21 protein-coding genes and 2 pseudogenes are annotated in these 25,188 nt (G+C 63.7%); 4 read left to right on the top strand and 19 right to left on the bottom strand.

The genetic code is table 11. The annotated features are described in order from the left end of the window. A partial coding sequence (locus CCR95_RS24470) for a hypothetical protein (protein ID WP_201099282.1) occupies positions 1–222 on the bottom strand: 222 nt, incomplete at its 3' end. Between the two features lie 92 nt (positions 223–314). On the opposite strand from CCR95_RS24470, the gene CCR95_RS24465 reads away from it, so the two are divergent. Next, positions 315–674, top strand: coding sequence for a hypothetical protein (locus CCR95_RS24465; RefSeq protein WP_201099280.1), 360 nt, complete (start codon positions 315–317; stop codon positions 672–674). Positions 675–950: 276 nt separating this feature from the next. Here CCR95_RS24465 and CCR95_RS24460 read toward each other — a convergent pair whose 3' ends face one another. The 4 genes from CCR95_RS24460 to CCR95_RS24445 form a co-directional block, all read right to left on the bottom strand. Next, positions 951–1,271 (bottom strand): hypothetical protein, encoded by a 321-nt coding sequence (locus CCR95_RS24460; RefSeq protein ID WP_201099278.1) that lies wholly within the window; start codon positions 1,269–1,271, stop codon positions 951–953. A gap of 128 nt (positions 1,272–1,399) precedes the next feature. After that, positions 1,400–3,649 carry a tetratricopeptide repeat protein gene (locus tag CCR95_RS24455; protein ID WP_201099276.1) on the bottom strand — a complete coding sequence of 750 codons (2,250 nt, stop codon included), beginning with the start codon at positions 3,647–3,649 and terminating at the stop codon, positions 1,400–1,402. A 139-nt stretch (positions 3,650–3,788) separates the two neighbouring features. Next, positions 3,789–5,423, bottom strand: a complete 1,635-nt coding sequence (locus CCR95_RS24450) for an HAD family hydrolase (RefSeq protein WP_201099274.1) — start codon at positions 5,421–5,423, stop codon at positions 3,789–3,791. Positions 5,424–5,488: 65 nt separating this feature from the next. Then, the gene (locus tag CCR95_RS24445) at positions 5,489–7,099 is read right to left on the bottom strand and encodes an arylsulfatase (protein WP_201099272.1); all 1,611 of its coding nucleotides are present in this window, start codon (positions 7,097–7,099) and stop codon (positions 5,489–5,491) included. A 263-nt stretch (positions 7,100–7,362) separates the two neighbouring features. Here CCR95_RS24445 and CCR95_RS24440 point away from each other — a divergent pair, with 263 nt between their 5' ends. Both CCR95_RS24440 and CCR95_RS24435 read left to right on the top strand, forming a co-directional pair. Next, a complete protein-coding gene (locus CCR95_RS24440; RefSeq protein WP_201099270.1) occupies positions 7,363–8,679 on the top strand; it encodes a cation:proton antiporter in 1,317 nt (438 codons plus the stop codon). Next, positions 8,666–9,235 carry a lipid-binding SYLF domain-containing protein gene (locus tag CCR95_RS24435; protein WP_201099269.1) on the top strand — a complete coding sequence of 190 codons (570 nt, stop codon included), beginning with the start codon at positions 8,666–8,668 and terminating at the stop codon, positions 9,233–9,235. Before CCR95_RS24440 ends, CCR95_RS24435 begins: the two co-directional genes overlap by 14 nt. Positions 9,236–9,484: 249 nt before the next feature. On the opposite strand, the gene CCR95_RS24430 is transcribed toward CCR95_RS24435, so the two are convergent. The 12 genes from CCR95_RS24430 to CCR95_RS24375 all read right to left on the bottom strand — a co-directional run bounded on the left by CCR95_RS24430 (position 9,485) and on the right by CCR95_RS24375 (position 22,749). Next, a complete protein-coding gene (locus CCR95_RS24430) occupies positions 9,485–10,264 on the bottom strand; it encodes a bestrophin-like domain (RefSeq protein WP_201099268.1) in 780 nt (259 codons plus the stop codon). Continuing rightward, entirely contained in the window at positions 10,261–11,118 is an 858-nt protein-coding gene (locus tag CCR95_RS24425; protein ID WP_201099267.1) for a bile acid:sodium symporter family protein, read from the bottom strand. Before CCR95_RS24425 ends, CCR95_RS24430 begins: the two co-directional genes overlap by 4 nt. Before the next feature lie 4 nt (positions 11,119–11,122). Further along, positions 11,123–13,501, bottom strand: a complete 2,379-nt coding sequence (locus CCR95_RS24420; protein ID WP_201099266.1) for an arylsulfatase — start codon at positions 13,499–13,501, stop codon at positions 11,123–11,125. 163 nt (positions 13,502–13,664) lie between these two features. After that, positions 13,665–14,159, bottom strand: a complete 495-nt coding sequence (locus CCR95_RS24415) for a hypothetical protein (protein WP_201099265.1) — start codon at positions 14,157–14,159, stop codon at positions 13,665–13,667. Then, a complete protein-coding gene (locus CCR95_RS24410; RefSeq protein ID WP_242523479.1) occupies positions 14,156–14,947 on the bottom strand; it encodes a DUF2092 domain-containing protein in 792 nt (263 codons plus the stop codon). Before CCR95_RS24410 ends, CCR95_RS24415 begins: the two co-directional genes overlap by 4 nt. An 81-nt stretch (positions 14,948–15,028) precedes the next feature. Then, positions 15,029–15,769 (bottom strand): aquaporin Z, encoded by a 741-nt coding sequence (aqpZ, locus tag CCR95_RS24405; RefSeq protein ID WP_201099263.1) that lies wholly within the window; start codon positions 15,767–15,769, stop codon positions 15,029–15,031. A gap of 39 nt (positions 15,770–15,808) precedes the next feature. Continuing rightward, positions 15,809–16,075, bottom strand: a complete 267-nt coding sequence (locus CCR95_RS24400) for a hypothetical protein (protein WP_201099261.1) — start codon at positions 16,073–16,075, stop codon at positions 15,809–15,811. Positions 16,076–16,178: 103 nt separating this feature from the next. Beyond that, on the bottom strand, positions 16,179–17,690 hold the full coding sequence (locus CCR95_RS24395) for an arylsulfatase B (protein ID WP_201099259.1): 1,512 nt from the start codon (positions 17,688–17,690) through the stop codon (positions 16,179–16,181). 57 nt (positions 17,691–17,747) lie between these two features. After that, positions 17,748–19,823, bottom strand: a complete 2,076-nt coding sequence (locus CCR95_RS24390; RefSeq protein WP_242523478.1) for a hybrid sensor histidine kinase/response regulator — start codon at positions 19,821–19,823, stop codon at positions 17,748–17,750. 21 nt (positions 19,824–19,844) lie between these two features. Then, positions 19,845–20,060, bottom strand: a complete 216-nt coding sequence (locus CCR95_RS24385; protein ID WP_201099257.1) for a hypothetical protein — start codon at positions 20,058–20,060, stop codon at positions 19,845–19,847. Positions 20,061–20,097: 37 nt separating this feature from the next. Beyond that, complete coding sequence (locus tag CCR95_RS24380; protein ID WP_338115502.1) at positions 20,098–21,054, bottom strand: SphA family protein; 957 nt, start codon at positions 21,052–21,054, stop codon at positions 20,098–20,100. A gap of 147 nt (positions 21,055–21,201) precedes the next feature. Continuing rightward, on the bottom strand, positions 21,202–22,749 hold the full coding sequence (locus CCR95_RS24375) for an arylsulfatase (RefSeq protein ID WP_201099255.1): 1,548 nt from the start codon (positions 22,747–22,749) through the stop codon (positions 21,202–21,204). Positions 22,750–22,870: 121 nt separating this feature from the next. Here CCR95_RS24375 and CCR95_RS24370 point away from each other — a divergent pair, with 121 nt between their 5' ends. Beyond that, positions 22,871–23,875 (top strand): helix-turn-helix domain-containing protein, encoded by a 1,005-nt coding sequence (locus tag CCR95_RS24370; RefSeq protein WP_201099253.1) that lies wholly within the window; start codon positions 22,871–22,873, stop codon positions 23,873–23,875. 143 nt (positions 23,876–24,018) lie between these two features. Here CCR95_RS24370 and CCR95_RS25720 read toward each other — a convergent pair. Further along, positions 24,019–24,619, bottom strand: a pseudogene (locus CCR95_RS25720) (IS3 family transposase); the annotation flags it as partial. A gap of 1 nt (position 24,620) precedes the next feature. Continuing rightward, positions 24,621–25,188, bottom strand: a pseudogene (locus tag CCR95_RS25715) (IS3 family transposase); the annotation flags it as partial.

Genomic DNA, 25,188 nt, shown 5'->3' with positions numbered 1-25,188 from the left:
GGTGATGCGTTCCTCCAGCCGCGTGAAGCTCCCGGCAGTCGTTCGCAGTGCCTGATCCAACCCACAAGACAGCATCACCACTTGCAGCAATTGCGCCGGCGTCTTGAGCTTGCGCGGGCGGGCGAATACCGCGAACTCACGCGCCATCGTCGCGTACTCGGGTGGCAATTCCTTCAGAAACGCTTCAAACGCGAGATCGACGGGCTGGGGGGCGCGGAGCATGGCGGCAAAATGCCCAACAGATCGCGCCTCTCCACTGAATTTCAAGGGCTTGCCGGCTATGTTGGCGCGTATGGGGGCTCGGCCCCTCCTTCGTGCTGCTGCACCTTGAGCACGGCAGCCCCTGGGTGTACGGCGCGATGGTGAACAATCTCTGGTCCCTAACCCACGACAAGCATGGCGGCGACTACAACAACGGACTGCTCCAGCCTTTCGTCAACTACAACTTCAAGGACGGTTTTTATCTGACGTCTGCCCCGATCCTCACCGTCGATTGGACGGCAGACAGCGGGAACCAATGGACAGTGCCCATCGGCGGTGGGATCGGCAAGATTTTCCATCTCGGCAAACTGCCGGTGAATACGCAGCTTTCGGCCTATTACAACGTCGCCGCGCCAGACAATAGCGCCGATTGGCAGATCCGCGCGCAAGTTCAGTTCATGTTTCCCAAATAACGGTGCCGATTCGGCTGGCAGAGAGAATTGGCTTCAGCGTCATGAGTCAGCAGTCCAGGGCAATCGCATCAAGAAACGCTTATATAGCTTATCTGTCAATGCCTTACGTGACGCAGTGGGCGCTGTTTATGCGCTGTAACATATTGATTCGTAAGGCCGTGCGATCGCCCTGGTCAGCAGTCTAGTCGGTGATTCAAACGATCATTTCCCGTGCGCCACGTCAAGGTGTGGCGACAGCCCCTGTCAATGACCGCGAGGTCGTTCATCGTCTGTGATTCAATCGAGTTGAGCAAAGATGCAGTCGAGTGCCGCCTGATTGGTGCCCGTCGGATAGAAGGCGTTGATATCGTCGGCATATGTGGCCTGGTTGACGCGGCCTGCGGCAAGCTTGCTGGTCTCATCGACAAAATAGACGTCGTTGCCGTTGACGTCGAGCAGATAATTGATGGGCTGGTTGCCGATGCTGAGTTTGCCGCAGTGGGTGGCTACCTGATCCAGAAAGGCGTTTCTCGCCGGACCCTCCGGCGCGATGAGACCACCGTTGCAACCGGACAGGGTGAACCACGCGATGGCGGTGGAGAAGAAGATGCGCTTCATGGTTGTCCCCGAGATTGTATGGTTGAAGAAGAACACCGCTGATTTCCAGCCAGTGCCCGATGCGCCAGGATGGAACTCCGAGGCTCGGAAGGTGAAATCTTGCGGCGGTCGCCGCGGATGCGATCCGGTTAGCGTTGTTCAAGCCGCCGGGCATCGTCGAGCGCCTCCTCCTGATTGCCCCGCTCCTGGTTGATCGTGACCAACGCCACCAGGATGTCACGGTCATGCGGATGCCGTTGCAGGGCCGACTTCAGGATGGCGATGGCCTGATCGAGGTCGCCGGCACTCTTCACGGCCAGCGCCTGGACATAGGCATAGCGGGCGTTGTCCGGCTCCAGTTGGGCCGCCCGTGTCAGTGAGTCCACAGCCTTCGTGATCTCCTTCCGACGGATTTGCAGGAGCCCGAGCGCGTGGTAGAGACTGGCGTCGTCGGGCACCGCGGCGAGCCCGGCGCGCAGGACGGCTTCGCCGTCCGCATCGCGGCCAAGTGAGCGATGGAGATCGGCCAGATTGACATAGGCCGGTCCAAAGTTGGGATCCAGACGCAGCGCTGTGCGATAGGCTTTCTCCGCCGCAGGTGGATTCTGTCTGGCCATTTCGATCAGGCCGATATTCAAATGTGACTCGGATCGTTCGGCGTTGACGAGCTGGGTGGCGCGGTAGTCACGGATTCCCTTGTCCAACCGATTTTTCTCGGCATCGGGCAGCGTCAAGGCGGCGAGCGGTGCCAGGGTGCGCGCCGCTTCGGTCCGCACCGCCAGGATCGGATCGTCGAGCAGCGGAAAGCCAAGGTCCAAGAGGGTCTGCGGATCGGTCATGTCAAGATAACGGACCGCCGCCGCGCGCACCAGATCATCCCCATCGTTCAACAGGCGCTGGAGAGTAAGCCGGTACGTGGGATCGGGGAAGCCGCGCAGCAGATCAATTGCCGTCGCGCGGGCAATCGCCGGCTGGCTCGCGTCGGCGGCCAGGGCAACGAGGGGCGGGCCGGCATCCGGCGCGCCGATCCGACCCGCCTGTAAGGCTTCGCCATAATGCGGGCGCTTGGCCGTGCCCTCGCCGTACCATTGGCTCGTCGTCTCGGCCGCCCACTCGGGCGTCTTCTCGGGATGGCAGGCGTTGCAGGCATTGGGGCTGCCGATCTTCAGCGTCAGATCTGGACGCGGGATGCGCAGACTGTGATCCGCGCGCTCGTCAATCACCATATAACGCTGCTGGGGCATGTGGCAGGCGATGCAAGAGGCGCCCGTGGAGCCGGGCTGGTGATGATGATGGGTCGTGGCGTCGTACCGCTCCGGTTGGTGACACTGGGCGCAGACCAGATTGCCGGGTGCCTTCAGCGTCAGACTGTGGGCGTCGTGACAGTCGGTACAGGTGACGCCCTTGGCATACATCCGGCTCTGGATGAAAGATCCGTAGTCAAAGACCTCATCCTTGATTTGACCATCGGGGTGATACAGCTCGGCATCGAGCAGCGCCAGGCGATGAGTATTGCCAAGCGGCTGGCCGTGCTGGTACGTCTCGCTGAGCTGACCGCGCCGCGCATGGCAGCGGGCGCAGACCTCGATCTGGGTGTGTTGGGCGCGCGGCACGGAGCGTTGCGGCAGGCCGGTCTGGTCGTCGTGCGTCCAGACTGCGCCGTCGCGGTCGGCGAGATCAACCACCAGGCCCTTGCTGGCATCCCACGCGGGCGTCTTGTCCGCCGTCGCCGATTGCGCCTGCTCGACATGACGCGAGGCCGGGCCGTGGCACGCCTCGCAGGCGACATCGATCTCGGACCAGGTGGTGTGGAAGCTGTCCGTCGCGAGATCGTAGCCCTTTTGCAGGTTGGTGGAATGGCACTCGGCGCACTGGTAGTTCCAGTTCTGATCGCGGCCGGTCCAGTGCAGGCGGCTGGTGTGGTCGATCCGTTCGTTCGGATAGAGATGGAACCAGCGCTGTCCACCATCCGCCGCCGCGCGGCTGTCCCAGGCGATGCCGAGGCTTTGCAGACGCCCGCCGGGGAACTCGATCAGATATTGCTGGAGCGGCCACCAGCCGAAGGTGTAGCGGATGGGATAATCGTGCAGTTGTCCATCGGGGCCATCGGTGCGGACCCGATACTGGCTGTCCTGGCGAAAGAACCGCGAGGTGATGCCTTGGGCGGTGAACGTGACGTTGTTGAAATCACCCAGGACCGTCGCCTCGGTCGCCTCCGTCATCGCCCGATCATGAAAGGAGCCGCGCCAGCGTTCGGTCTCGACCGGATGACAGGTCACGCAGGACTGGCTGCCGGCGTAGGTGGCGGGCGGTAGCGGCTCTGCGCTCCCGGTCGCCGCACCATCGAACAGCAGGCATACGACGAGACAGATGGCGGTATATTTCGGCTTCATAGACATCCAATCGCTGCGTGACAACGCCCTTTCGCTACTGCTGCGCGACACCCGCGCGCGGGACCGCTCGGTCCCGGTTCGCGCTCCTGCCTCACTGGATCTTCTTAAGACAGAACATCGGCACGAACAGCGGTCGCTTGACGGCTTAGGGTTTCAAATCCCACTCCTTGAGCTTCTTCGCCGCCGTGCCGAACGGGCCTAACTGGTACAGGGCCGCGCCGACTGGCGAGAAGGTGAACGGCTCGAAGGGTTCGGCGAGCATCCTGTCGAGATAGGCGCGCGGCGCGACACCGGTGCTGACGTGCGGACTGAAATGTTCGCCGGAATAGGTTGGAACAAAGGTCGAAACATAGTCGATCAAGGCCGCGTCGAGGGCCGGGTCGTCATGCGCGGCGGTGAAGGCGGCGATGGGTCCGGTCTCCACGGTGAAGGGAGCCACGGCGTCAATTAAGTTCCGTTGCAATGCGAGTAGCTCAGGGGTCGACCTGGCGACAATGCCCGCCACGCCAACATCCTTGCCCGGGGCGTAATAGTACTTGAAGGCTTCCAGCGTCATGGCCTTCACATTGGCGTCGGCGAGCACCTTCCCGGCGGCGGCATAGACCTGGTCGAGGTCCGCGGTGCGGACGAAACGCTGGATCAGCGTGATATGCGGACGGTGCGCGGCATCCAGGGCGAAACCCTGCGGGTTGACCGTGAGCAGCCGCGCGTTGTTGGCGGCGGCATGCTGGAGCATCCTGGCGTCCGGTTCCAGCAGAATGTCGATGGCGGTGACCGCCGATGGCGCGACCGGGAAGACCTGTTTCCAATCGGTCTTCATGCTGACCACGACCCAACTGTCCTGCTTCGCCTGCTTATCGAGCGCGGGCGGGAAGGCCCCCAGTTTAACGTCCGGCAAGCCACGGGCCGGACCATAGGCGTATTCGCGCTCCGCGTCGTCGTGCAGCACCAGCAGCTCGAAACGGGCGCCGCTGCCGCCCTGCGTGTATTCCAACATTTCCTTGTCGCCGCGTGAGTTCCCGAAGGCGGCGAGGGGCCGGCGGCCGATGTGCCGGTTGATGGCGATGGGCTTCCCATCCCGGTCGTCATTGAAGTTCAGTTCGGGCAGGCGAACCAACGCAGGTTTGCCGTCGCGCATCTCGAATGTGGTCTTGATGCTGCTGCCCACGACTTGCTCCGGCGGAATGCCATAGACGCGCTCCGCCCAGGGGCGCATGAACTCGATGCCGCCGCCGGAAACGATGAAGTTCCTGAACCCATTGGCCCGCAGATAGGCGAGTAGTTCGAGCATCGGCTGGTAGGTCATGTCGGTGAAGCGCTTGCCGATCCTTGGATGTCTCGCGGTGGCGATCCAGTCCGTGACGATCTGCGCGAATTCGTCCGTGGTCATGCCCGCGTGCGTGGCCATGAGGAGGTCGAGGAGCGCGTGATCGCCGCTGGCGAGCGCGCTTGTCACGTCCCCCTTGAGCAGCGAGGCGAACGGCTCGTTCGTTGTCCATTCGGGATGCAGCGGCGCGAGGGCCTTCACCCGATCGCGTACAAAGTAGAGTTGGACCGGTGCCGGCTGCTCGCACCAGAGCGTGCCGTCGTTGTCGAACGTCGCGATGCGCTCCGCAACGGGCACAAACTCGGGCGAGCCTTCCTGGGTGACCTGCTCGACGAAGGCGATGATGGCCTGCTTCGGTGCGGTGTCGCTCCAGGAAGGCAGCGGGTCGGCGGCAACGGCGATGTCGATGAGCAGCAGTAGCGCGAGCAGCGTAGTCACGGGCGAACCTGTCATCAATCGACTCCTGAAAGTGAATCAGAAGCGGGGCACGCGCACGGCCGTGCCCCGCCTAATGCGGGCTACTTCGAACCGTTGTTGTCCTTGAGCTTTTGCAGCACTTCATCCATGTTGAAGGCAGCCGCTTTCTGCCGCTGCGGATAGTCCTTGAAGGTCATCAGGAAATCGCCCACAAACGCCTGCGCGGGGACCAGCATGAAGGCGTGATCCAGTAGCCAGTCGTAGTAGGTGTTCGAGGTGATGTCCGCGCGCTCGTAAGGGTCCGTGCGGAGATTGAAGATCTTGGGAATCCGCAAGCTGGTGAAGGGCTCCGACCAGACGCGCATGGTTCCCTCGGCCCGCTGCTCCATGAACACAAACTTCCAATTGTCGTAACGCAGCCCAGTCAATTGCTGATCGTCGTTGATGTACAGGAAGGATTCTCGCGGACTCTTCGCGACTTGACCAGTCAGATAGGGAACCAGGTTGTCACCGTCCAGATGGACCTTGTAGGTCATGTCGCCAACCTGGTCGCCTTGGAGCAGCGCATCCTTCACCTGCGCGTCGCCAGCCATGGCCGCAAAGGTCGGTAGCCAATCGAGGTGGGAAATGATGTCGTTGGAGATGCTGCCCGGCTTGATCTTGCCCGGCCAGCGCACCATGGCCGGCACCCGATAGGCCCCTTCCCAGTTGCTGTTTTTTTCGTTCCGGAAGGGCGTCATCGCGCCGTCCGGCCAACTGTTCATGTGCGGGCCATTGTCGGTGCTGTACATCACGAAGGTGTTGTCCGCGATGCCCAGGTCATCCAGTGCCTTGAGAACCGTGCCGACATTCTTGTCGTGGTCGATCATGGTGTCGTGGTAGGGGCTCTGCCAACGCCCCGCCTGACCAATGCTCTCTGGCTTGGTGTGGGTGCGGAAGTGCATGTGGGAGAGGTTCACCCAGACAAAGGCGGGCTTGCCGGCCTTGTTTTGCCGCTGGATGAAGTCCACCGCGCGGTCGGCGACGTCATCGTCGATGGTTTCCATCCGCTTCTTGGTCAGGGGGCCGGTGTCCGTGCACACCTGTTTGCCGACCTTGCCGAAGCGCGGGTCCACCGTCTGGTCGTCGGTGGCCGACGCCTGACAGTCCAATACGCCGCGCGGACCGAATTTTGCCAGGAATGCCGGATCTTTCGGGTAGTCCGGCAGCTCCGGCTCTTCTTCGGCGTTGAGGTGATAGAGGTTGCCGTAGAATTCGTCAAAACCATGCACGGTGGGCAGATATTCGTTGCGATCGCCCAGATGGTTCTTGCCGAATTGGCCAGTGGCATAGCCTTGCGCTTTCAGCAGCTCGGCAATCGTCGGGTCTTCCTTTTGCAACCCGACGGTCGCGCCCGGCAAACCGACCTTGGTCAAGCCAGTGCGCAAGCCTGATTGGCCGGTGATGAACGACGCCCGGCCGGCGGTGCAACTCTGCTCGGCGTAGTAATCGGTGAACACCATGCCTTCCTTGGCCACGCGGTCGATGTTGGGCGTATGAAAGCCCATCACGCCCATCGAATAGGCACTGACGTCGGATTGGCCGATGTCGTCGCCCCAAATGACAACGATGTTGGGCGGCTTAGCCGGCGGGGCGGCCTGCGACCAGGCGGCGATGGGCGTGATGAGTAACCCCGCCAGCATCAGGGACGGGGTGTAACCAGGGTTCGTCATGGCAAATTTCCTAATCTGATCGTCGCGCGTTGGAATGCGGGTGGTGTCGCACGGATTCACGGACCCTTCCTGGTCCTCTTTCGGCTCGGGCGGGCAATCCCCCAAAGTAGAGGGCGGGGCTGAGTATAGGCGACAAAGCGCAGCGGCGCGGCGGGTGTTGGCTGTCCACTAGACCGCACCGCCTGTAAACTCATCGCCACCAGCAGGGTCGAGACCCGCTGATATCCAGAACCGCATTGATCGCGACGGCCGCGGGAGCTTCTATGTTGCGAATAATCCTGAAACGTTGGTTGCTCTTCGCCGCGCTGAGCATCGCCCTGGTCACGGCGATCAGTCTCTGGAAGCCCGGAACCATTCTCGGCTATTTCCGGCAGGCATCCGCGCTCGAACTCTTCACGCTGGTGATGTTCCTGGTCTTCCTGCTGCCATCGTTGGCAAACCGCCTGCGGCTGCCGGCGCCGGTTGCGCTGCTGCTCGGCGGTATCCTGCTCGGTCCTTACGTCCTCGGCATCATCGATCCGGACGTGCGTGAGCATGGCACCGTGGAGTTGTTCTCCTCGGTTGGACGGGTATTCCTCATGTTCATCGTCGGCCTGGAGATCGACATGCGGATCTTCCAGGCCACTCGGCAACGGTCGCTCGGTTTCGGCGCCGCCACCTTCGCCTTTCCGCTCTTGGCGGGCATGGTGGCCGCCTTGGTCTTCGGGTTTGGCTGGACCGCTGCCGTGCTGATCGGCTCGTTGATCGCCTCGCACACGCTCCTGGGGTTCCCGATTCTGACCAAACTCGGCCTGGCGAAGCGGGAGGATATGGCCGTCGTGGTCGGCGCGACCATCTTCACCGATATCGCGGCCCTGCTGGTGCTTGCGGTCTGCATCTCCATCCACAAAGGCGGCTTCTCGCCGTTGGGTCTGGCGATCCAGATCTTCGCCCTGGCCGTCTACAGCGTCATCGTCCTGCAAGGGCTTCCGCTCCTTGGCCGGCTCTTTTTCCGTCGTCATCGCGACGACGAAAACAGTCTCTTCTCATTCACCTTTCTCATCCTGATGCTGGCCGCGGCGGGCGCTCACCTGATCCATCTCGAAGACATCGTCGGCGCCTTCCTCGCTGGAATCGCCGTCAATCGGGTGCTCGCCATGTCGCCGGTGCGGGACAAGATCATCCTGATCGGCGAGGGGCTGTTCATTCCGATCTTCTTCATCAGCATCGGCGTCAAACTCGACCTGCCGGTGTTCGCCGCGACGCTTCTCAATAGCCTGTCCTTCGTCCTGGCGATCCTGGCGGCCCTGTTCCTCGGCAAGTTCCTGGCCGTTGCGACGGTTCGTCGACCCTTCGGCTATGATTGGCCGGCCGCCATGACCATGTGGTCGCTGTCGTTGCCCCAGGTCGCGGCGACCCTCGCGGCCGCGCTGGCAGCCTTCGAGGCGGTCAATGCCGATGGCGATTCACTGATCACCGAGTCGGTCCTGAACGCCGTCATCGTGCTCATGGTGCTGACATCGATCCTTGGACCCATGCTCACCGAATACTTCGGCCGTCGTCTCACGCAAAAGGAGGAGGAAGCGGATGTCTCGTCTTGACCGACTGTTGATCCTGGTCGTTGTGCTCTGTTCGACCATCATGGTGCCGCTCGCAATGGCGTCGGACACCAAGGCGGACGCGCGGACTGAACTGCGCAAGATGCGCCAAAACACGCTCGAACAGCTTTATCGAGAAATTCCGCAAACCCGCAAGGCGATCCGATCGGCAGCCGGATACGGCGTCTTTGGGGTCGTCAGCGCTCAGGTGCTGTTTCTCGGCGGCGGCGGTGGGCGTGGGATCGTCCGCGACAACCTGACTGGCAAGGACACCTTCATGAAAGTCGGTTCAGTGAGCGCCGGGCTCGGCGTCGGTTTCAAGGACGTCCGCACCGTCTTGATTTTCACCAGTCGCGATGTGCTGAAACAATTCCTGGACAAGGGATGGACCTTCGGCGGTGAAACGGCCGCTGTCGCCCGCGCCAGTGGCAAAGGGGGCGGCGGCGGCGAACTGGAGGCGCCCGAGGGAATCAAGGTCTACCAACTCACCAAAACGGGTCTCATGGCGCAGGGAACGGTGCAGGGAACCAAATATTCGAAAGATGACAGCATGAATTAACCGGCTGTCCGACGTCGGTGGTTGGACGCATGGCCGACGAAAGAGATCCACTTGCGGATCACTCCAAGGATGGCTCGACGATCAGCCGGTAGCCGTGACCACGGACCGGCGGAAGGATCCGACCGTGGACGGCGCGCTCGCGGACTTCTGGGGAATAGGTCGTTGCTGTCTTCTTGGCTCCATCCACTCAAGGTTGGAGTCTGTGAGAAACCGGGGCGGTTCACTCTGGTATTCAGACGGAGTGTCGCCTCATTTCATGTTCGCCCGTAATTCCACCAAGGCTTTGTCGAAGGCATCGACATGGATTAACCCGAGACGTGGATACTCGATGTCCAGGATGACATAGACCGCAATCGCCATGACGGCCGGAAAACTGACCATATGCAGCCAGTTGCGTGACCGGCCGCCGGCCATGCCGTAACCGGCCAGCAGGGCGCTGGCCAGGGCCAATCCGACCAGCATCCCATAGACCACCATCGGCGGATGCAGTTGTGCCGCCATGGTGCGGGTCGTGGTGATGTCGAACATCTCGTTGAGGGCGGGCAGCAGCAATTTCGTGGCGTCGGGTTGTGCTCCCTCCATGTGGCCCGCAGCGATCGCCTGAGTCCAGATGTCGCCCTGTAATGCCGACGCTTTTGCCAACTCCGAGCGCGCGGCCTGCAGATCGGGCAGTTTGCGGTAGACCTCCAGCCTGGCATCCAGATACTGCCGAAAATGCTCCCGCATGTCCGGTTGCGCGTTCACCGGCAGCAAATCGATCCGCAGGTAGGCCGTGCCGATGGCGTTGGTCTCTTGGACGATCAAGTCACGGCGCGTGTCGAAGCGCGACGCCGCGCCGGAGAAGGTGAAGGCGATCAGCAGTCCCATCAGGGCAAAGACCGCCCCCTCGACCGCGCCAGTGCCCGCCCGCGCACCATCGGGGTCGCTCGCCAGCCGCCGATGACCGAGCCGTCGGCCAATTTCCAGTAAGGCAAGCATCCCGACGAACAGGACGATCGCGAGTAACGATGCGGCAAGAATTTTGTTCATAGCGAACCTCGCGGTTCCTCCAGGGTTGCGACGGCACGGCGCCGCCAGTGTAAATAGGGAATCGAGATCGCGGCCGAGGTCAGAATATAGACCGCGACGATGACGGAGGTGCGCGGGCCGGGAACGGATGACGCCACCAGCACGGCGATCCCCAGATGACGGGTCGAGCAAGCGATCGCGAGCGCGGTCCGGTCCTCCTCGGCTGGACCGCCGAGCAGGTGGCCGATCGCCAGCGCGATGATCACCAGGCCCGCCAGGGTCAGGACGCCAAACCAATGGGCGTCGAGCAGCACCTCCCAGTGCAGGATCAGGAGCGCGGCCGCGCAGCCCGTCAGCACCAGTCCGCCGATGCGCATCAGATGATCACCGATCCGTCCGGCCACGGCTGGAAAGCGCCAGCGGATCAGCATCCCAAGCGCGAGTGGCAGGAAGAAGGATTTGGCGAACACCAGGGCCACCCGCTCCGGCCGCAACTGAATCGGATCGCCGAACTCTGGGCCGAGCACCGCCAGCCAGGCGGGGACCAGAATGATCGCGAGCAGCGACGAGGTCACCACCAGGCTGAAGATGTAGGCCCCGTCGCCGATGCGCAGCAGCTTGCGCGGCAGCAGCGGCGCCCCGGCCGAGACCGCCAGCACCAGGAGTCCAACCTCGACCCCCGGCGACAGCGGCAGGATCTTGACCAGCGCCAGGGCCGCCAGCGGCACCAGCAGGTACATGGCCAGCACCGAGCGCAGGAAGAGCGCCGGCCGGCGCCAGAGGTAGGTCAAGTCCTTCAGGGTGGAGTCCATCCCGATCGCGAGGATGATGGCGCCGACGGCGAGCTTGAGCAGCAGGAGCAGCGTGGCGGTCATGGGATCACCTCGCCTCGACCAGTACCCGCGCGATCTTGCCGTCGAACCGGAACGGCCGGCGATCGAAGTAGTCGCGCGACACGGGCGACCCGAGATCGACCCCGACGTCGAAGGTCTCGCTGGCGGTGAAGGCCGCCGGAACGGTGCGCTCGACGGTGGTGCGTGCGACTTCGGCCCCGTCGACGGAGAGGATCACCTCGGCCGGGGCGCCGGGCTTCTTGATGGCCGTGTCCACCTCGATGCGATGCTGGCCGGGGCTGAGCGGCTCGGCCGAGGCCACCCCGTAGCGCTCGATGATCATCATGTTGTACTCGTAGACCAGGTGGCCCCGGTCCAGGTAGAGCGTCAGGCCGCCGGAGGCGCCGCCCAGGGCATAGAGCACGCCCGATGCCTGCTCGCCCAACTCGGCGTCGATGGTCACATGAGTGCTCTCGCGACCCAGGCCCGGCGCGGTGAACTCGGGCATGCGCGTGGTCGAGGCATCGAACTCCCAGTGCCTGTAAGGGGTTTTGACGCGGTCCTCGGGATGCAGCCGCAGCCAGATACCGGCGCCGATGGGGAATGCCTTGTTCTCCTCCGCGACCTTGAGGAAGTCCGTTTTCATGGTTTCGAGACGCTGGGGCTCCCGGTCGGCCAGGTTCACGGCCTGGGAGAAGTCGGACCTGAGGTCATACAGCTCCCAGACATCCTGACGAGAATCCCAGGTCGTCAGCCCTGGGCTGACGGTGAGCCAGGGCGTGAGCGGCCCGAAGGTGCTGGCGAACCAGCCGTCCTGGAAGATGCCGCGACTGCCGTTGTTGTCGAAATACTGGCTGTGCTTGCGGCCCGGCGCCTTGGCGTCGGCGAAGCTGTAGGCGAGGCTGGTTCCGTCGATGGGGTCCTGCGCGAAGCCATCCACCACCTTGGGCGGCGTGATCCCGAGGATCTCGTAGATGGTCGGGGCGATGTCGTTGACGTGGTGAAACTGGGGGCGCGGGCTCTTGTCCGGCTGAATGCCCTTCGGCCAGGAGATGGCCAGCGGATTGCGGGTGCCGCCGAAGTGAGAGGCGATCAGCTTGGTGTGCTGAAAGGGCGTGTCGCCCGCCCAGGCCCAGCCGGCATGGTACATGTTGTCCATCTGGGGGCCGCCGAGCGCGTCCAGGCCGCCGAGCCCGTCGAGCGCCTTGAGGTGCTGATCGAGCGTGTTGGGGATGCCGTTCTGCGCCAGCAGCTCGCTGATGGTCCCGCTCTGACCCTCGGCGCTCGCGCCGTTGTCGCCGAAGACGTAGAAGACCAGCGTGTTGTCGCGAATGCCGAGACGCTCCAGCTCGTCGATCACCCGGCCGGCCTGCACGTCCGCATGCTCGACGAAGCCGGCGAAGACCTCCATCAGCCGCCGCTGGAAGGGCCGCTCGGCCTCGGGGATGCTGTCCCAGGCGGCCATGGACGCGGCGCGCGGGGTCAACCGGGTGTCGGGCGGAATCCAGCCGAGCGCCTTCTGGCGCGCGAAGGTGCGCTCACGCAGGGCATCCCAGCCGTCGTCGAACTGGCCCGCGTATTTGTCCGCCCATTCCTTGAAGATGTGGTGCGGTCCGTGTCCTGCGCCCGGCGCCCAGTAGAGGAAGAAGGGCTTGTCCGGGGTGTAGGCGCGGTGCTTGCGCAGCCAGCCGACGGCCTGGTCCGCCAGATCCTCGCTCAGATGGTAGGTCGGGTCATGGGGCGGCTCGACCGGGTTGAGGTTCTCGACCAGGCGCGGCTCCCATTGAGAGGTCTCGCCGGCCAGGAAGCCGTAAAAATAGTCGAACCCGATCCCCTCGCCGGTCGGCCAGAGTGTGAATGGACCCATCGCCGTGGTCTCGGTGGCGGGCGTGTTGTGCCACTTGCCGAAGGCGGCGGTCTTGTAACCGTAAGCGCCCAGCACCTTGGGCAAGGTCGCGGCGGTGCGCGGAATCACCCCGGTATAGCCGTCCCAGTCCACCGCGCGCTCGGCGATGGTGCCGGAGCCCACGCGCTGATGGTTGCGCCCGGTGAGCAGCGCGGCGCGGGTCGGCGAGCAGATGGCGGTGGTGTGGAAGGCGTTGTAGCTGATGCCGTCGTTGGCGATGCGCGAAAGCGTCGGCGTATGGATGGGGCCGCCGTAGGTATCCGGCAGACCGAAGCCCACATCGTCGAGCAGGATGATGAGGATGTTGGGGGCATCAGCCGGCAGATGGCTGTCTTCCGCCCGCCGCTGATGGGTCGACTCCTGCAAGGTCGGACCGGCGATGCTGGCCGACGGGGTTGGGGAAAAGGGCAGGATGGAGCCGTCGTTGGGGACGGTCACCGGATCGGCCGCGGCGGCGATCCCCGCCGGCATGGCCATGCAGCAGACGATCGCCAGGGTCGGGAAGTCACGCCATTGCATCTGTCTGGTCTCCGGGTGTGGTTGAGATCGATCGCGTTTCCATGCACTGCGTGGAGATGCTGTCTTGACCGCGCTCCAGGCACAAATGTTTATGCAACGCCGCAGGGTCTGGACTGGCTCCCCTGCGAGAGCACAGGAGCCAGACGAGCACTGCGTCGTGCGATCAGTACGGAGAATTCACCACGACATACTGGACGCTGCTGCCGGCATAGCGTGGCTGGTACCAGGTCGAGCCGCATTGCTGGTAGGTGACGCCGCCGGAGTAGACCGTGGTGCAGGACGGCGGCAGAGAATAGATGATCGAGCCGATCACCGCCGCCGTCGCGCCAATCGCCACCGCCGTGCCGACGGGGTGATTCCAGCCGCGATGGACATCGACGTCGACATGGCGATTGACGTTCACGTTGGCATTGCGGTTGACGTTCGCAGTGCGGTTCACATTGGCGCTGCGGTTGATGTTCGCGTTGCGGTTCACATTGGCATTGCGGTTCACGTTGGCGCCGCGGTTGATATTGGCACCGCCCCCCCGATGCACCGAGGTTCTGGCATGGCCCCCACCACCCCGAGCCGCCGAGGTATCCAGCGGGATCAGCGCAATGCCTACAAACAGAACGGCCAGGGTGGCCAACACGGCAGAGTGCTTAGACTGATGTTTCATTTCGGGGCGTCCTCTTGCGTGGCCGGGGTTTCGTCCTGGACGACGATGGCGATGGGGTGATCGTCCTTGGTTGGCGTGAAGGTGAAGACCGCGTCAGCGGGCTTGGCCTGCGTGTCCCAGGTCAGGTTGGCCATGTATTGCGGCTCGCCCGGCTCATCCTTGGTGGTGATGACATAGCGCAGCGGCAGAGGCGCCTCGCCCTGGGCAATCCAGATCTGCCAATCGATCTCGTCCTGGCGGAAGGCGTAGTGGTCGGCCATCTGGCCATCGATCTTGCTCACGCCAACCAACATGGCCTCCTGAATGTCCGCCGCCGCGTCGGCATCCTCGCCCCACTGGAAGAGGTCGACCAGCGGGAATTCGATCCCGTACCGGGTCTCGACCGCCGCGATCATCTCGCGGATGCTGGGCGGCGCCTCGACCGTTGTGAAATACCGGGCCTCGGGAGCCAAGAGTGTGAAGTGCTTGCCGTCGTAGAAGATCTCGCGTGCCTTGCGGTCGGTCGTGATGTCGGCCCGCAGACGGTCGGGTTTACGCACCTGTAACTCGACCGTCTTCGTGAGCTGAATCTTCTGGCCGGAATCCAGAACCTCGTCGATGGCGTCGTCCGCGCGCAGGCTGAAGGTCTCCAGCCCGCGCAGATAGGCGCCCATGCGATCGAGCGCCTGCATGGCCTGGGGATCGATGGCTGGGGCCGTCGTCACGGCGATCTCCGCTTCTTCCGCCAGCACGCTGCCCGACAGCGCCAGGCCGGCGAGCAACAGGAGGGGTACGTGTCTTGTCTTCATCGGCATCGTCGTCAGTCCTCTGGGTGAGTGCGTGATTGCGACCGCGTCGATCTCGACGCGGTCGAGACGGAGCGGGCAGGATCAGACCGCCTGGTCCCTGGCCTCGAACAGCCGATAGACGAGACCGGCGATGGTGGCGCCGACCAGCGGGCCGACCCAGAACAGCCAGAGCTGTGCCGTCGCCAGCCCCTCGCCGCCGACGAGCAGGGCCAGCGCCGGCCCGGTACTGCGTGCCGGATTCACCGAGGTGTTGGTGATCGGGATCGAGATCAGGTGGATGAGGGTGAGGGCCAGACCGATGGCGAGTCCACCCGCCACGGCGGTCCCGCGCTTGTCGGTCACGCCCAGGATGATGAAGAGGAACATGGCGGTCATGACGATCTCGGTGACCAGGCCGGCGACCATGCCGTAGCCCTGGGGCGAAAGCGGCCCGTAGCCGTTCACCGCCAGGCTGTTGGCGGCCAGGGTGAAGGTCGCCTGTCCTTCCTTGTAGAGCCCCATGTCCGCGGCGACGAACCAGATCAGGAAGGCGGCGGCGATGGCGCCCAGCACCTGAGCGATCACGTAAACCGGGAGATCGGCGAAGGAAAAGCGTCCGCCGACCGCCAGCCCCAGCGAGACCGCCGGGTTCAGGTGACAGCCGGAGATATGGCCAATCGCATAGGCCATGGTCAATACCGTGAGGCCAAAGGCGAAGGCGACGCCCAGATAGCCGATGCCGACGTCCGGAACGCCGGCGGCATAGACGGCGGCACCACAGCCGCCGAGTACGAGCCAGAAGGTGCCGATCAGTTCGGCCAACGCGCGAGTCATTAGAGGCATAACGAGGTTTCCTTTTTTCTAGTTGTCAGTGATCAGTTGCTATTTCACGGCCTTTTTGACCAACCCTTCATCGCCATGGCCGGCTTTGTCGAGTGGTCCCTTGTCCTCGATCCCCGCCGTGCGTTTGGCCGAATCCTTGGCGGCCTCGGCGGGTGAGCAGCGTCCGCCAACCCCAACCGTCGCCTTGGCGACCGCACCCTTGGCGGCCTTCTCCGGGGTGCAGTCCGGGTCGAGCGCCCCGGCTAAGGCTAGATTGGCGCACATCGCCGCAGCGAGTGTAATGGTTATCAGGGTGATCTTCTTCAATGCGTCGTCCTCCAGTGGATGCGGGGCCGGTCCAATGACCGGCGGGGGCTAGGGTGACGGCGCCCGCCCGAGATCGTTGGGCGGGCGCCTCGGGGCTCAGGGCTCAGGGCTGCGGCAGAGCCGGCTTCAGGTGCGGCATGCCACCGTCGTCGATGTCGAAGTCCGGGTCGAACAGGGTCTGCCCCTGCGCGCCCAGATAATCCGGCTGCGCCTTCATCCATTCGCTCGGCTTCTGCTGCCTGGCGTAGGCGATCAGGCGGCCTTCCAGGTCGCGGACGATCTCCGGGTTCTGCTCGGCGACGTTGTTCTTCTCGCCTGGGTCGGTGCTCAGGTCGAACAGCTCGGTCTTACCCGGCAGGAGGGCGATCCTGACCAGCTTCCACTGACCCTTGATGACCGCGCCGCGAAACGCCTCGACGTTCACCAGGATGTCGTCATGCGTCGAGCCTTGGCCGGTAGCGAGCGTGGACCAGAGATCCACGCCATCGAGCGGCTTGTCGGTCGGGTTGGCCGGAGCGCCGGCCAGTGCCATGGCGGTGGGCATGATGTCCACCATGTGCAGCGGCCCGTCGACGACGCGCGGCTGGAGCCTGGCCGGCCAGTTGACGATGGTCGGGACGCGCACGCCGCCCTCATGCAGACTGCCCTTGCCGCCGCGCAGCTCGCCGTTGCTGGCCGGCAGCGACTCCTGCTTGACCCCGCTGGCGGCGCGCTCCTCCCGGGAATGCGCGCCGCTGGCCACCACCGCGCTGCGGGGTCCGCCGTTGTCGCTGCTGAAGACGATCAGGGTGTTCTCGCGCAGGCCCTGCTGATCGAGCGCGGCGACGACCCGCCCGACCTGTTCGTCGAGTGAGGTGATCATGGCCGCGTAGGTGCGGCGCGTGGGGTCGGCGATGGTCTCGGCATAGCGGTCCTCCATGGCCTTCGGCGCCTGATAGGGCGCATGGGGCGCGAGCGAGGCGACATAGAGCAGGAATGGCTTGTCCTTGTCCTGATGCTCGATCAGCTTGACCGCCTCGTCGCCAATCAGGTCCAGGTAATAGCCTTCCTCATCAATGAACTCACCGTTGCGCTGCCAGTCGAGGATGCCGGCGCGCTTGTGAGTGAAGTAGTCGACCTCGCCGACGGTATTGCCGTAGAAGTGATCGAAGCCACGGTTTTGCGGCCAGAATTTCCGGTCGGCGTGGCCGAGGTGCCACTTGCCGACCATGTAGGTCGCGTAGCCCGCGTCCTTGAGCGCCTGTGGCAGGGTGCGCTCGTCGGTGGGCAGGCCGTAACGGTGATTGGGGAAGATCACCAGCGTCTGGAGACCGTGACGCATCGGGTAGCGGCCGGTCATCAGCGCGGCGCGGGCGGGGGTGCAGACCGGCTCGCCGTGGAAGTTTTCGAGCCGCACGCCTTCCTGAGCCAGCGCATCGATATTCGGCGTTTGGATGTCGCTGCCGCGATAGCCGAGGTCGGCGTTGCCGAGGTCATCGGCCAGGATGACGACGATGTTGGGTTTGGAGCCGGCGGTGGACAGGGCATCCGTCTGGGCTGGGGCCGCCTGCGGGGAGGTGACGGCGAACAGGGCCAGGAGGATGCCCGTGGGCAGGCGGAATATAGGTATCGGCATGGTTGTCGTCTCCGGGGTGGTTGTTTGTGCGGGGCGTGTTTCTCGGTTCCAGTGTTTCTATTCGAACGGTGGCGACGACCGGGCATTGGAATGTTCAAGGTCGCTGGATTGGGCCAGATAGCTGAACACGATCGCCTCCAGGGCATCCGGATCGACCGGCTTGGTAATGAAGTCGGTCATGCCCGCCGCGAGGCAGCGCGCCTGGACATCGACGAAGGCATTGGCGGTGAGTGCAAGGATCGGAAGGGTGGCGCCATTGGGTAGCAGGCGTATCCGTTGCGTCGCTTCGAGCCCATCCATCACGGGCATTTGCAGGTCCATCAGGATCAGGTCGTAGTCGGCGCGCGTCGCCAACGCCAACGCCTCCGCGCCGTTGGCGGCAATCTCCACCGCGAGGCCGGCCTCCTCCAGGAGTTCCCGCGTGATCATCTGATTGATGGGTTCGTCATCCGCGAGCAGGATGCGCGCACCCGCATGATGGGCGCGGAGCTGGGCGAGCGGGGTGACCGTGGGAGATGCCATGGCCGGGGCCAGCCGCCGATCGGCCAGGGCCAGACGGGCGGTGAACCAGAAGGTACTGCCCACCCCGAGCTGACTCTCGAACCCCATGGCGCCGCCCATCCGCTGGGCCAGCCGCTGGCTGAGCGCCAGCCCGAGACCCGTGCCGCCATATTGGCGGGTCGTCGAGCTGTCCACCTGCTCGAAGGGGGTGAAGAGTCGCGGCTGATCCTTGGTCGCGATGCCGATCCCCGTATCCTGGACCTCAAGGCGCAGCAGCACGTCGGTCAGGGTCTCTTCGACGAGTCGGGCGCGCACGGTCACTGAACCCCGCAGCGTATATTTGACCGCATTGCCGGTTAGGTTGAGCAGGATCTGCCCCAGACGGTGAGGATCACCCTGGAACGACCGGTGGGCGAGGTCGGCGGGGACGTCGATCACCAAGTCAAGTGCCTTCTCGGTGACAAGTCGACCGATCAGGTCGGTCTGGTGCGTCAAAACTGTCTCCAGCGTGAAAGCCGTCTGTTCCAGGGTGAGTCGGTCGGCCTCGATCTTGGAGAGGTCGAGGACGTCGTTGATCACGGCGAGCAGATGCTGGGATGCCTGGCGGACCTTGTTCAACTGGTCGATCTGTTGGAGGTCGCTGGCACGGCGCAGGGCGAGTGTATTCATGCCCAGGATGGCGTTCATGGGCGTGCGCAACTCGTGGCTCATGTTGGCGAGGAAGGTGCTCTTGGCCCGGTTGGCCGCCTCCGCCGCCTCCTTGGCGATGGAGAGCGCGGCGGTGCGCGCGTTGACCAACGCTTCCAATTGGCGTCGATGCGCTTCGAGGTCGGCTTCGATCTGCTTGCGGCGCGTGATGTCGCTCAGGATGGCCTGCCAGCGCGGGGGGGGCGTGTCGGTCGTCGGGATGAGGCTGGTCTCCAGACCGATCCAGCGGGGCTCACCGTTTGCGTCTGACAGACGCAGTTCGCAGGACTGCGACTCACCGGTGGCCCAGAGCTGCCGGCGGCAGTGGTAGAAGACGTCCTGATCCTCGGGAAGGATGAAGTGGTTGAGCGATTGATGGAGCAGGTTGCCGCGCGACGTGTTCAGGAGTGTGGCCGCCGCCAGGTTGGCCTCCTGGATCAGCCCCGCCTCGCTGAGGGTCACATAGCCGACGGGGGCGAGATCGTAGAGGTCGAAATAACGCGCGTGCGAGACCGCCAATGCCTCCTGGGTGCGGCGCAGTTCTTCATTCTGCAACTCCAGTTCGATCTGATGGACGCTCAATTCGTGGACCAGTTGCGCGGTCGCATCTGGCGCGACAGTGTCCATCCCCGGTGCATCCATCATCCCCAGGCGCGCCTCGGCCCGCTGGCGCAGGTCTTGCGTTGATGGTGTCGCGGGCGCTTGCATTAGGGAGGTCGTCGTGGTCTGGATCAACCGGAGATACCGCCACAGTGCGGCAGCGGCGGCACGGGCGTCCGCCAGATCGATCTCCTCACCGGCTTGGATGAAGTCGCCGAGAATGGTTTGGCCGTGTTTGTCTACGAATGCGTCGAGACCTAAATGGGCATCGGCGAGAATGGTCGTTTTGGCCACCAGGTCAGAAGCGATCGCGCTGCAAATCTGGGCGAGGTCGAGGTTCAGCATGTCAGTGAAATCTGCGCTCAATCACTTCATGCCGAACAGAGTGACGTCCGCCTTGCCGTTCAGCAGACCCTTGGTGTCGTGGTCCGCCGTGTGGTTGGCGCGCGTCGTGCCGATCAGCCTCCAGTCTCCAGGGGCGCCGTCCTTCGGATGGGCGATCTTCTCGGCCTGGAGCGGAACCGCCCAAACGACAGCGGCCGTCAGCACCGCCGTCATCATCTTCAGCATGGATGGCTTCATCGTCGTCTCCGATCGTTCAGTCGAGGGTCTGGTATTGTCAGAACTGATACGCGAGCTTGAGCCAGACGTAATCGCCCTTGAGGCGACGGCTCACGTCCAGCTCGGGTAACCAGCGCATTTCGGCGACTAGGGTCTGCTTGCCGCGCGGCAGGATATAGCTCAGCACCGGGCCGATGCCGGCGGTGCGTCCCTTGAACTCGCCCAGACGCGCGCCGGATCCGCCATCGGCGGTGACCTGCTCCAGATAGAAGGCCTCGGCGCCAATTCCGAGGAACCCCGGTCCGACCGGCAGAAGCTGCTGCACGCTAGCCTCCAGATGAACCAGCGAACCGCTGCGATAGTCGGTCTCGCCGTTTTCCGTATTGAAGGAGACGCCGCCATGCAAGGCCGCGTTGAAACCGATCTTGTCGTTGTTGTAGGACGCGCCCAACGTGGGGTCGAAGGTCCAGTAATTGAGGCCGGGATTGGCGAGCCGTCCGGCCTGGTAGTCGCCGGTTGGCGCGTAGACAGGAAGCAGTGCATTGAACTGCCAGAACCCGGACTCCCACGCCAGCATGGCGGGGATCAGGGTCAGGTCGCCGATCCCCGACGTGCGATCCCTGCGCCGAACCTCGCCGAGCGGGGTATCGAGCGTGGCGTTGGCGTTGATCCAGACATAGGGCAGATAGGCGCCAGCACTGTAACGCGCGCCGAGTAGGCTCTGCCCGACGGTGTAGAGACCGCCAAGCAGGATGGCATCGCTGTCAGCGTCGAGACCCAAGGCGACGGTGCCGGCAACCGGGATCGGCCCTGATGTCGATGCCTTGCCGCTGTAGTGAAGATAGATCGGTTGCACCACCCAACCGGGTTGGGTCGGCGCCAGATCGATCAGCGTCGCCGTGCCGCCCGGAAGGTAGTGCGTGGTGCCGCCTTCCGCAGCCATCGACACCGGCGACCAGATGGCGCCGCCGACGAGCGCCAGAGACAGCGCAGCCTGCTGGACGAAGCGCGCCACGGCACCCGCCCTCGGCAATGGAACCTGAACCGATGATGCGTACAATCGTTTTCCCCTGACTCGTTCTCAACGGCGGCTCGCCGAACCGCGTTGGTTGCCGTAAGGTCGGCCCTCACTCGAAACAACGCCTGTCACGCTGGACGCGGTTTAGTTCGTCCGCTGCATCTTCAGGATCTGCGACTGGATCCCCTCGATGGTTTTGCCCATCTGGGCGCTCAGACCGATCTGGCGGACCGGAAACTCCTGGAAGGTCGCCAGGTGCTTCTGGACGATGCCGACGATGGGGGTCAGAATCCAGGTCTTGTGCTCCATGTACTGGCGGCCCACGTCGCCGGTCTGACGCTCGAAGGGGTCCATCAACAGGTTGGTGATCAGTGGACGGCCTAAACCGAGCAGCGGATCGTCCCAACGGTCGTTTGCTTTGACGGAGAAGCTGACCTTGAACTGTTGGTAGCGGACGGCCGCGAGCACCGTCTCGTCGTAGTAGAAGACGAAATTGCGCGCGGACTGGTCGCTCTGGCCGGTAAAGAGGGCGGTCTGATCGAAGCCGTCCAGATGGACCTTGTAGCCGTTCCCGCCATAGTCCGCGCCCTGCGCGAGCTTGCCGACCGCATCCGATTCACCGGCGGCGGCGACCAGGGTGGGAAAGAAATCGAGCGAGGAGACGATCTCGCTGCTCACGCGCCCGCCCGGTGCGCCGGGCCAGCGGATCACCGTGGGCACGCGCATCCCGCCTTCCCAGGTCGTGCCTTTGTCGCCCCGGAAGGGCGTGGTGCCACCCTCGGGCCACATGTACTGGTAGGCACCGTTATCGGTGGTCCAGACCACGATGGTGTTTTTGTCGAGACCGGTCTCCTGGAGCTTCGCAAGAAGCTGGCCGACCTGGGCGTCGTGCTCCTTCAGGGCATTGCCGTAGATGTCCTCGTGTCCGCCGCGTGACTGGTCCCTGGACTCGGGCTTAAGATGAAGGAAGACATGGTTGCGGGTCGTGTTGTGCCAGAGGAAGAAGGGCTTCCTGTCCACCGCGCGGCGGGCGAGATAGTCGAGCGATTTGGCGAGAATTTCTTCGTCGAAGGTCTCCATACGCCGCACGGTCAAGGGACCATCGTCCTTCACGGGGCCATTGGCGGTGCACTCGATCACGCCGCGCGGATCGAACTGCTTGCGAAACTCGGAATTGGTCGGGCGGTCAGGGTCTTCCAGATCCTCGTTCGCATTGAGGTGGTAGAGATTGCCGAAAAACTCGTCGAACCCGTGGTTGCAGGGCAGATGCTCATCGAGATCGCCCAGGTGGTTCTTACCGTACTGCGCCGTCGCGTAACCCCTGGTCTTGAGAACCTCGGCGATGGTGATGTCTTCCTTCTGCAATCCCGCCGGCGAGCCCGGCGTGCCGACTGTGGTCAGTCCGGTGCGCACCGGAAGCTGGCCGGTGATGAAGGCGGCGCGCCCGGCGGTGCAGCTCGGCTGGGCATAGAAGGAAGTCAGGCGCAGCCCCTCGGCGCCGATGCGGTCAATATTCGGCGTCTGCACGCCCATGATGTCGCCGCCATAGGAAGACACGTTCATCCAGCCGATGTCATCGGCCATGATGACCAGAATGTTGGGTTGGTCGGCCGTCGCCCCCGTCGCGGCAAGGCTGGGAAGTGAGATGATCATCGCCGCGGTGGCGAGTAATCCAAGCAGGGGTCGCTTCATCGGGTCAGCTCCTTGAGGGCTCGTCAGAGAGGGAAAACTGATTTAGTCGGCTTTTGTCGCCTAGACTAGCCGCGCAGCGATTGCCTGGATATGCAGTTTTCGCAAAGTCGGTTGCTAAACGATGCCCCTGGATGACCCCATCACATCGCCCAAGATCCAGCCGACCGCCCCGCCGCTGATCGGCTCGCTGGAGGTGGACGATCCGGTCCTCTACGAGGAGATCGCCCGGCCGTGGGAATTTTGCGTCACGCCGCTGACGGCGGGGCCATTCGTCCATCGCAAGGAGTTCCTGCTCACGCCCACGTTCGCCCTTTACCAGGACTCATTTCAGTGCCCAAGCCGGGTTTTCGGGATGACGCCGCCAGGGCTGCTCGGATTCGCCGTCCCGATTCGCCTCGGTCGACGCAGCACCTTCTGGAACGACAGCCTGCACGAGCAGGGCCTTCCCGCCTCACATCCTGGTGCGCTGGAAGCCAATATCGACGCCGGGCAGGTCCATCTGATCGTTCTTATCAGCCTGGATTTCATCCATCGGACACTCGCCCCCGACCTGGCGTCGGCGCTCCTGTCCGCCGCCGCGACCCGCGTGCTGCCGGCCTCGGGTGCCAAGCTCGACGAGCTGAAACGCAGGCTCCTGTGCATGCTTCGCCAGGCCCATCGCAGTCCGATGATGCTGGAGCACCCCGCCGTCTTGCGTGCCTTGGAGACAGATCTGCTCGCGCGTCTGCTGGAGACGGTCGAACTGCCCGGTTTGTCCGCTGAGCGTCGCCCGTCGTCCATCAAGCGGCAACGGGGTCTCGATCGCGCGCTGGAGTTTCTGCGCGACGCCGACCTGAGCGTCCTGACGGTTCCACGGCTCTGCGGCGAATCCGGCGTCAGTCAGCGCACCCTGGAGTACGCCTTTCTCGACACCTACGGCATGGCGCCATTGGCCTTCCTGCGGCGCTGGCGGTTCCATGCCGTGCGCCGCCAGCTAACGCTCGCGCCAGCCGGCAGCCTGACCATCACGCAGGCCGCTTACGGTCAGGGGTTCTATCAACTGGGGCGTTTTACCGCTGAATATCGACAGCTTTTCGGCGAGGGACCGCTGGAGACCCTGCGGCGGTCGCCTCGGGTTCACAAATGACCGTCCGGGTCATTGAGGTTCCCCCGAAATTTCGTCTTCCAAGGGTGACGTAGAATGACGGTCACCTTGGAGATGACGATGCAGAAGATTCCGAAGCAAGAGAGTAAAGTGGACCCCATGTCCAGGACAGTTTTCCCCTGAATTTAAGTTGTGCTTGCGACATCAATCGCAGCGGTTTGGCGCTGCCCCAGTGTTGTCTCGCCGAAGCGATCCACGATGTTGGCTCCCCCACCTACCCCCGAGCGGTAGACCGCCTCCGGCGTCAGGTACCCCAGCGATTGGTGCGGTCGCTCGTGGTTGTAGAAGGCGAAGTAGTCGGTCAGCCCCAAGAGCAGCTCGGGCAAGCTGGCGTATCCTTTGAGATAAATATCCTCGTACTTGACGCTGCGCCACAGGCGCTCGACAAACATGTTGTCCAGTGCCCGCCCACGTCCATCCATGCTGATGGCGATCTCCTCGCGCAGGAGTACCCCCGTAAAGGTCGCGCTGGTGAACTGCGACCCTTGGTCAGTGTTGAAGATCTCAGGCCGACCATGGGCGCGCAGCGCCTCTTCCAGACAGTCCACGCAGAATCCTGCCTCCAGGGTGTTGGACAGACGCCAGGCGAGCACGCGGCGCGCGTACCAGTCGATGATGGCGACCAGGTACGCAAAGCCATGCGCCAGACGCACGTAGGTGATGTCGGTGCTCCACACCTGGTTCGGGCGCGTGACGTCGACCCCGCGCAGCAGATAGGGGTAAACCNGGGGTAAACCAAGTGCTCGGGGTGAGGTTGGCTGGTGTTCGGTCCCGGCGCCATGCCCGCCAATCCCAGAATCCCCATCAGTCGCTGGACGCGCTTGCGGTTCACCAGATGGCCTTGCGCCTTCAGAAAGACCACCATGCGCCGGCTGCCATAGAACGGGTGACGGGTATACTCGGCGTCAATCAACGCCAACAGGATCCGGTCCAACTCGCTAACAACTTCCTCAGTGGAGCGGGTATAGACCCCTGAGCGCGCGACCCCGGCCAAGGCGCATTGGCGGATCACCGCAACCTCGCCCTCACGCTCGATCCATCCGCGACGGGCGCTCATTGGCTCAGCCCGGACTTTTTTTCAACCAGTCCAGTTCCATCTTCAGGCGCCCGATCTCGCTGTAGAGTCGTTCGGGCGCACTCTGATCGTCCGCCGCCTGGCGCCCGCGTTTGGTCTCGAACAAGGTTCCGGCTTGCTCCAGGATCTCCTTCTTCCATTGCCCGACTTGGACCGGATGCACACCGTGCTCTTGGCCAATCTCGTTGACGGTTTTCACCCCACGAATGGCTTCCAACCC

The organism is Thiocystis minor (assembly GCF_016653465.1).
In the GTDB taxonomy this organism is placed as follows: Bacteria; Pseudomonadota; Gammaproteobacteria; order Chromatiales; family Chromatiaceae; genus Chromatium; species Chromatium minus.
Note: the sequence above shows the minus strand (reverse complement) of the source record. Positions and strands in the feature narration are given on the sequence as shown.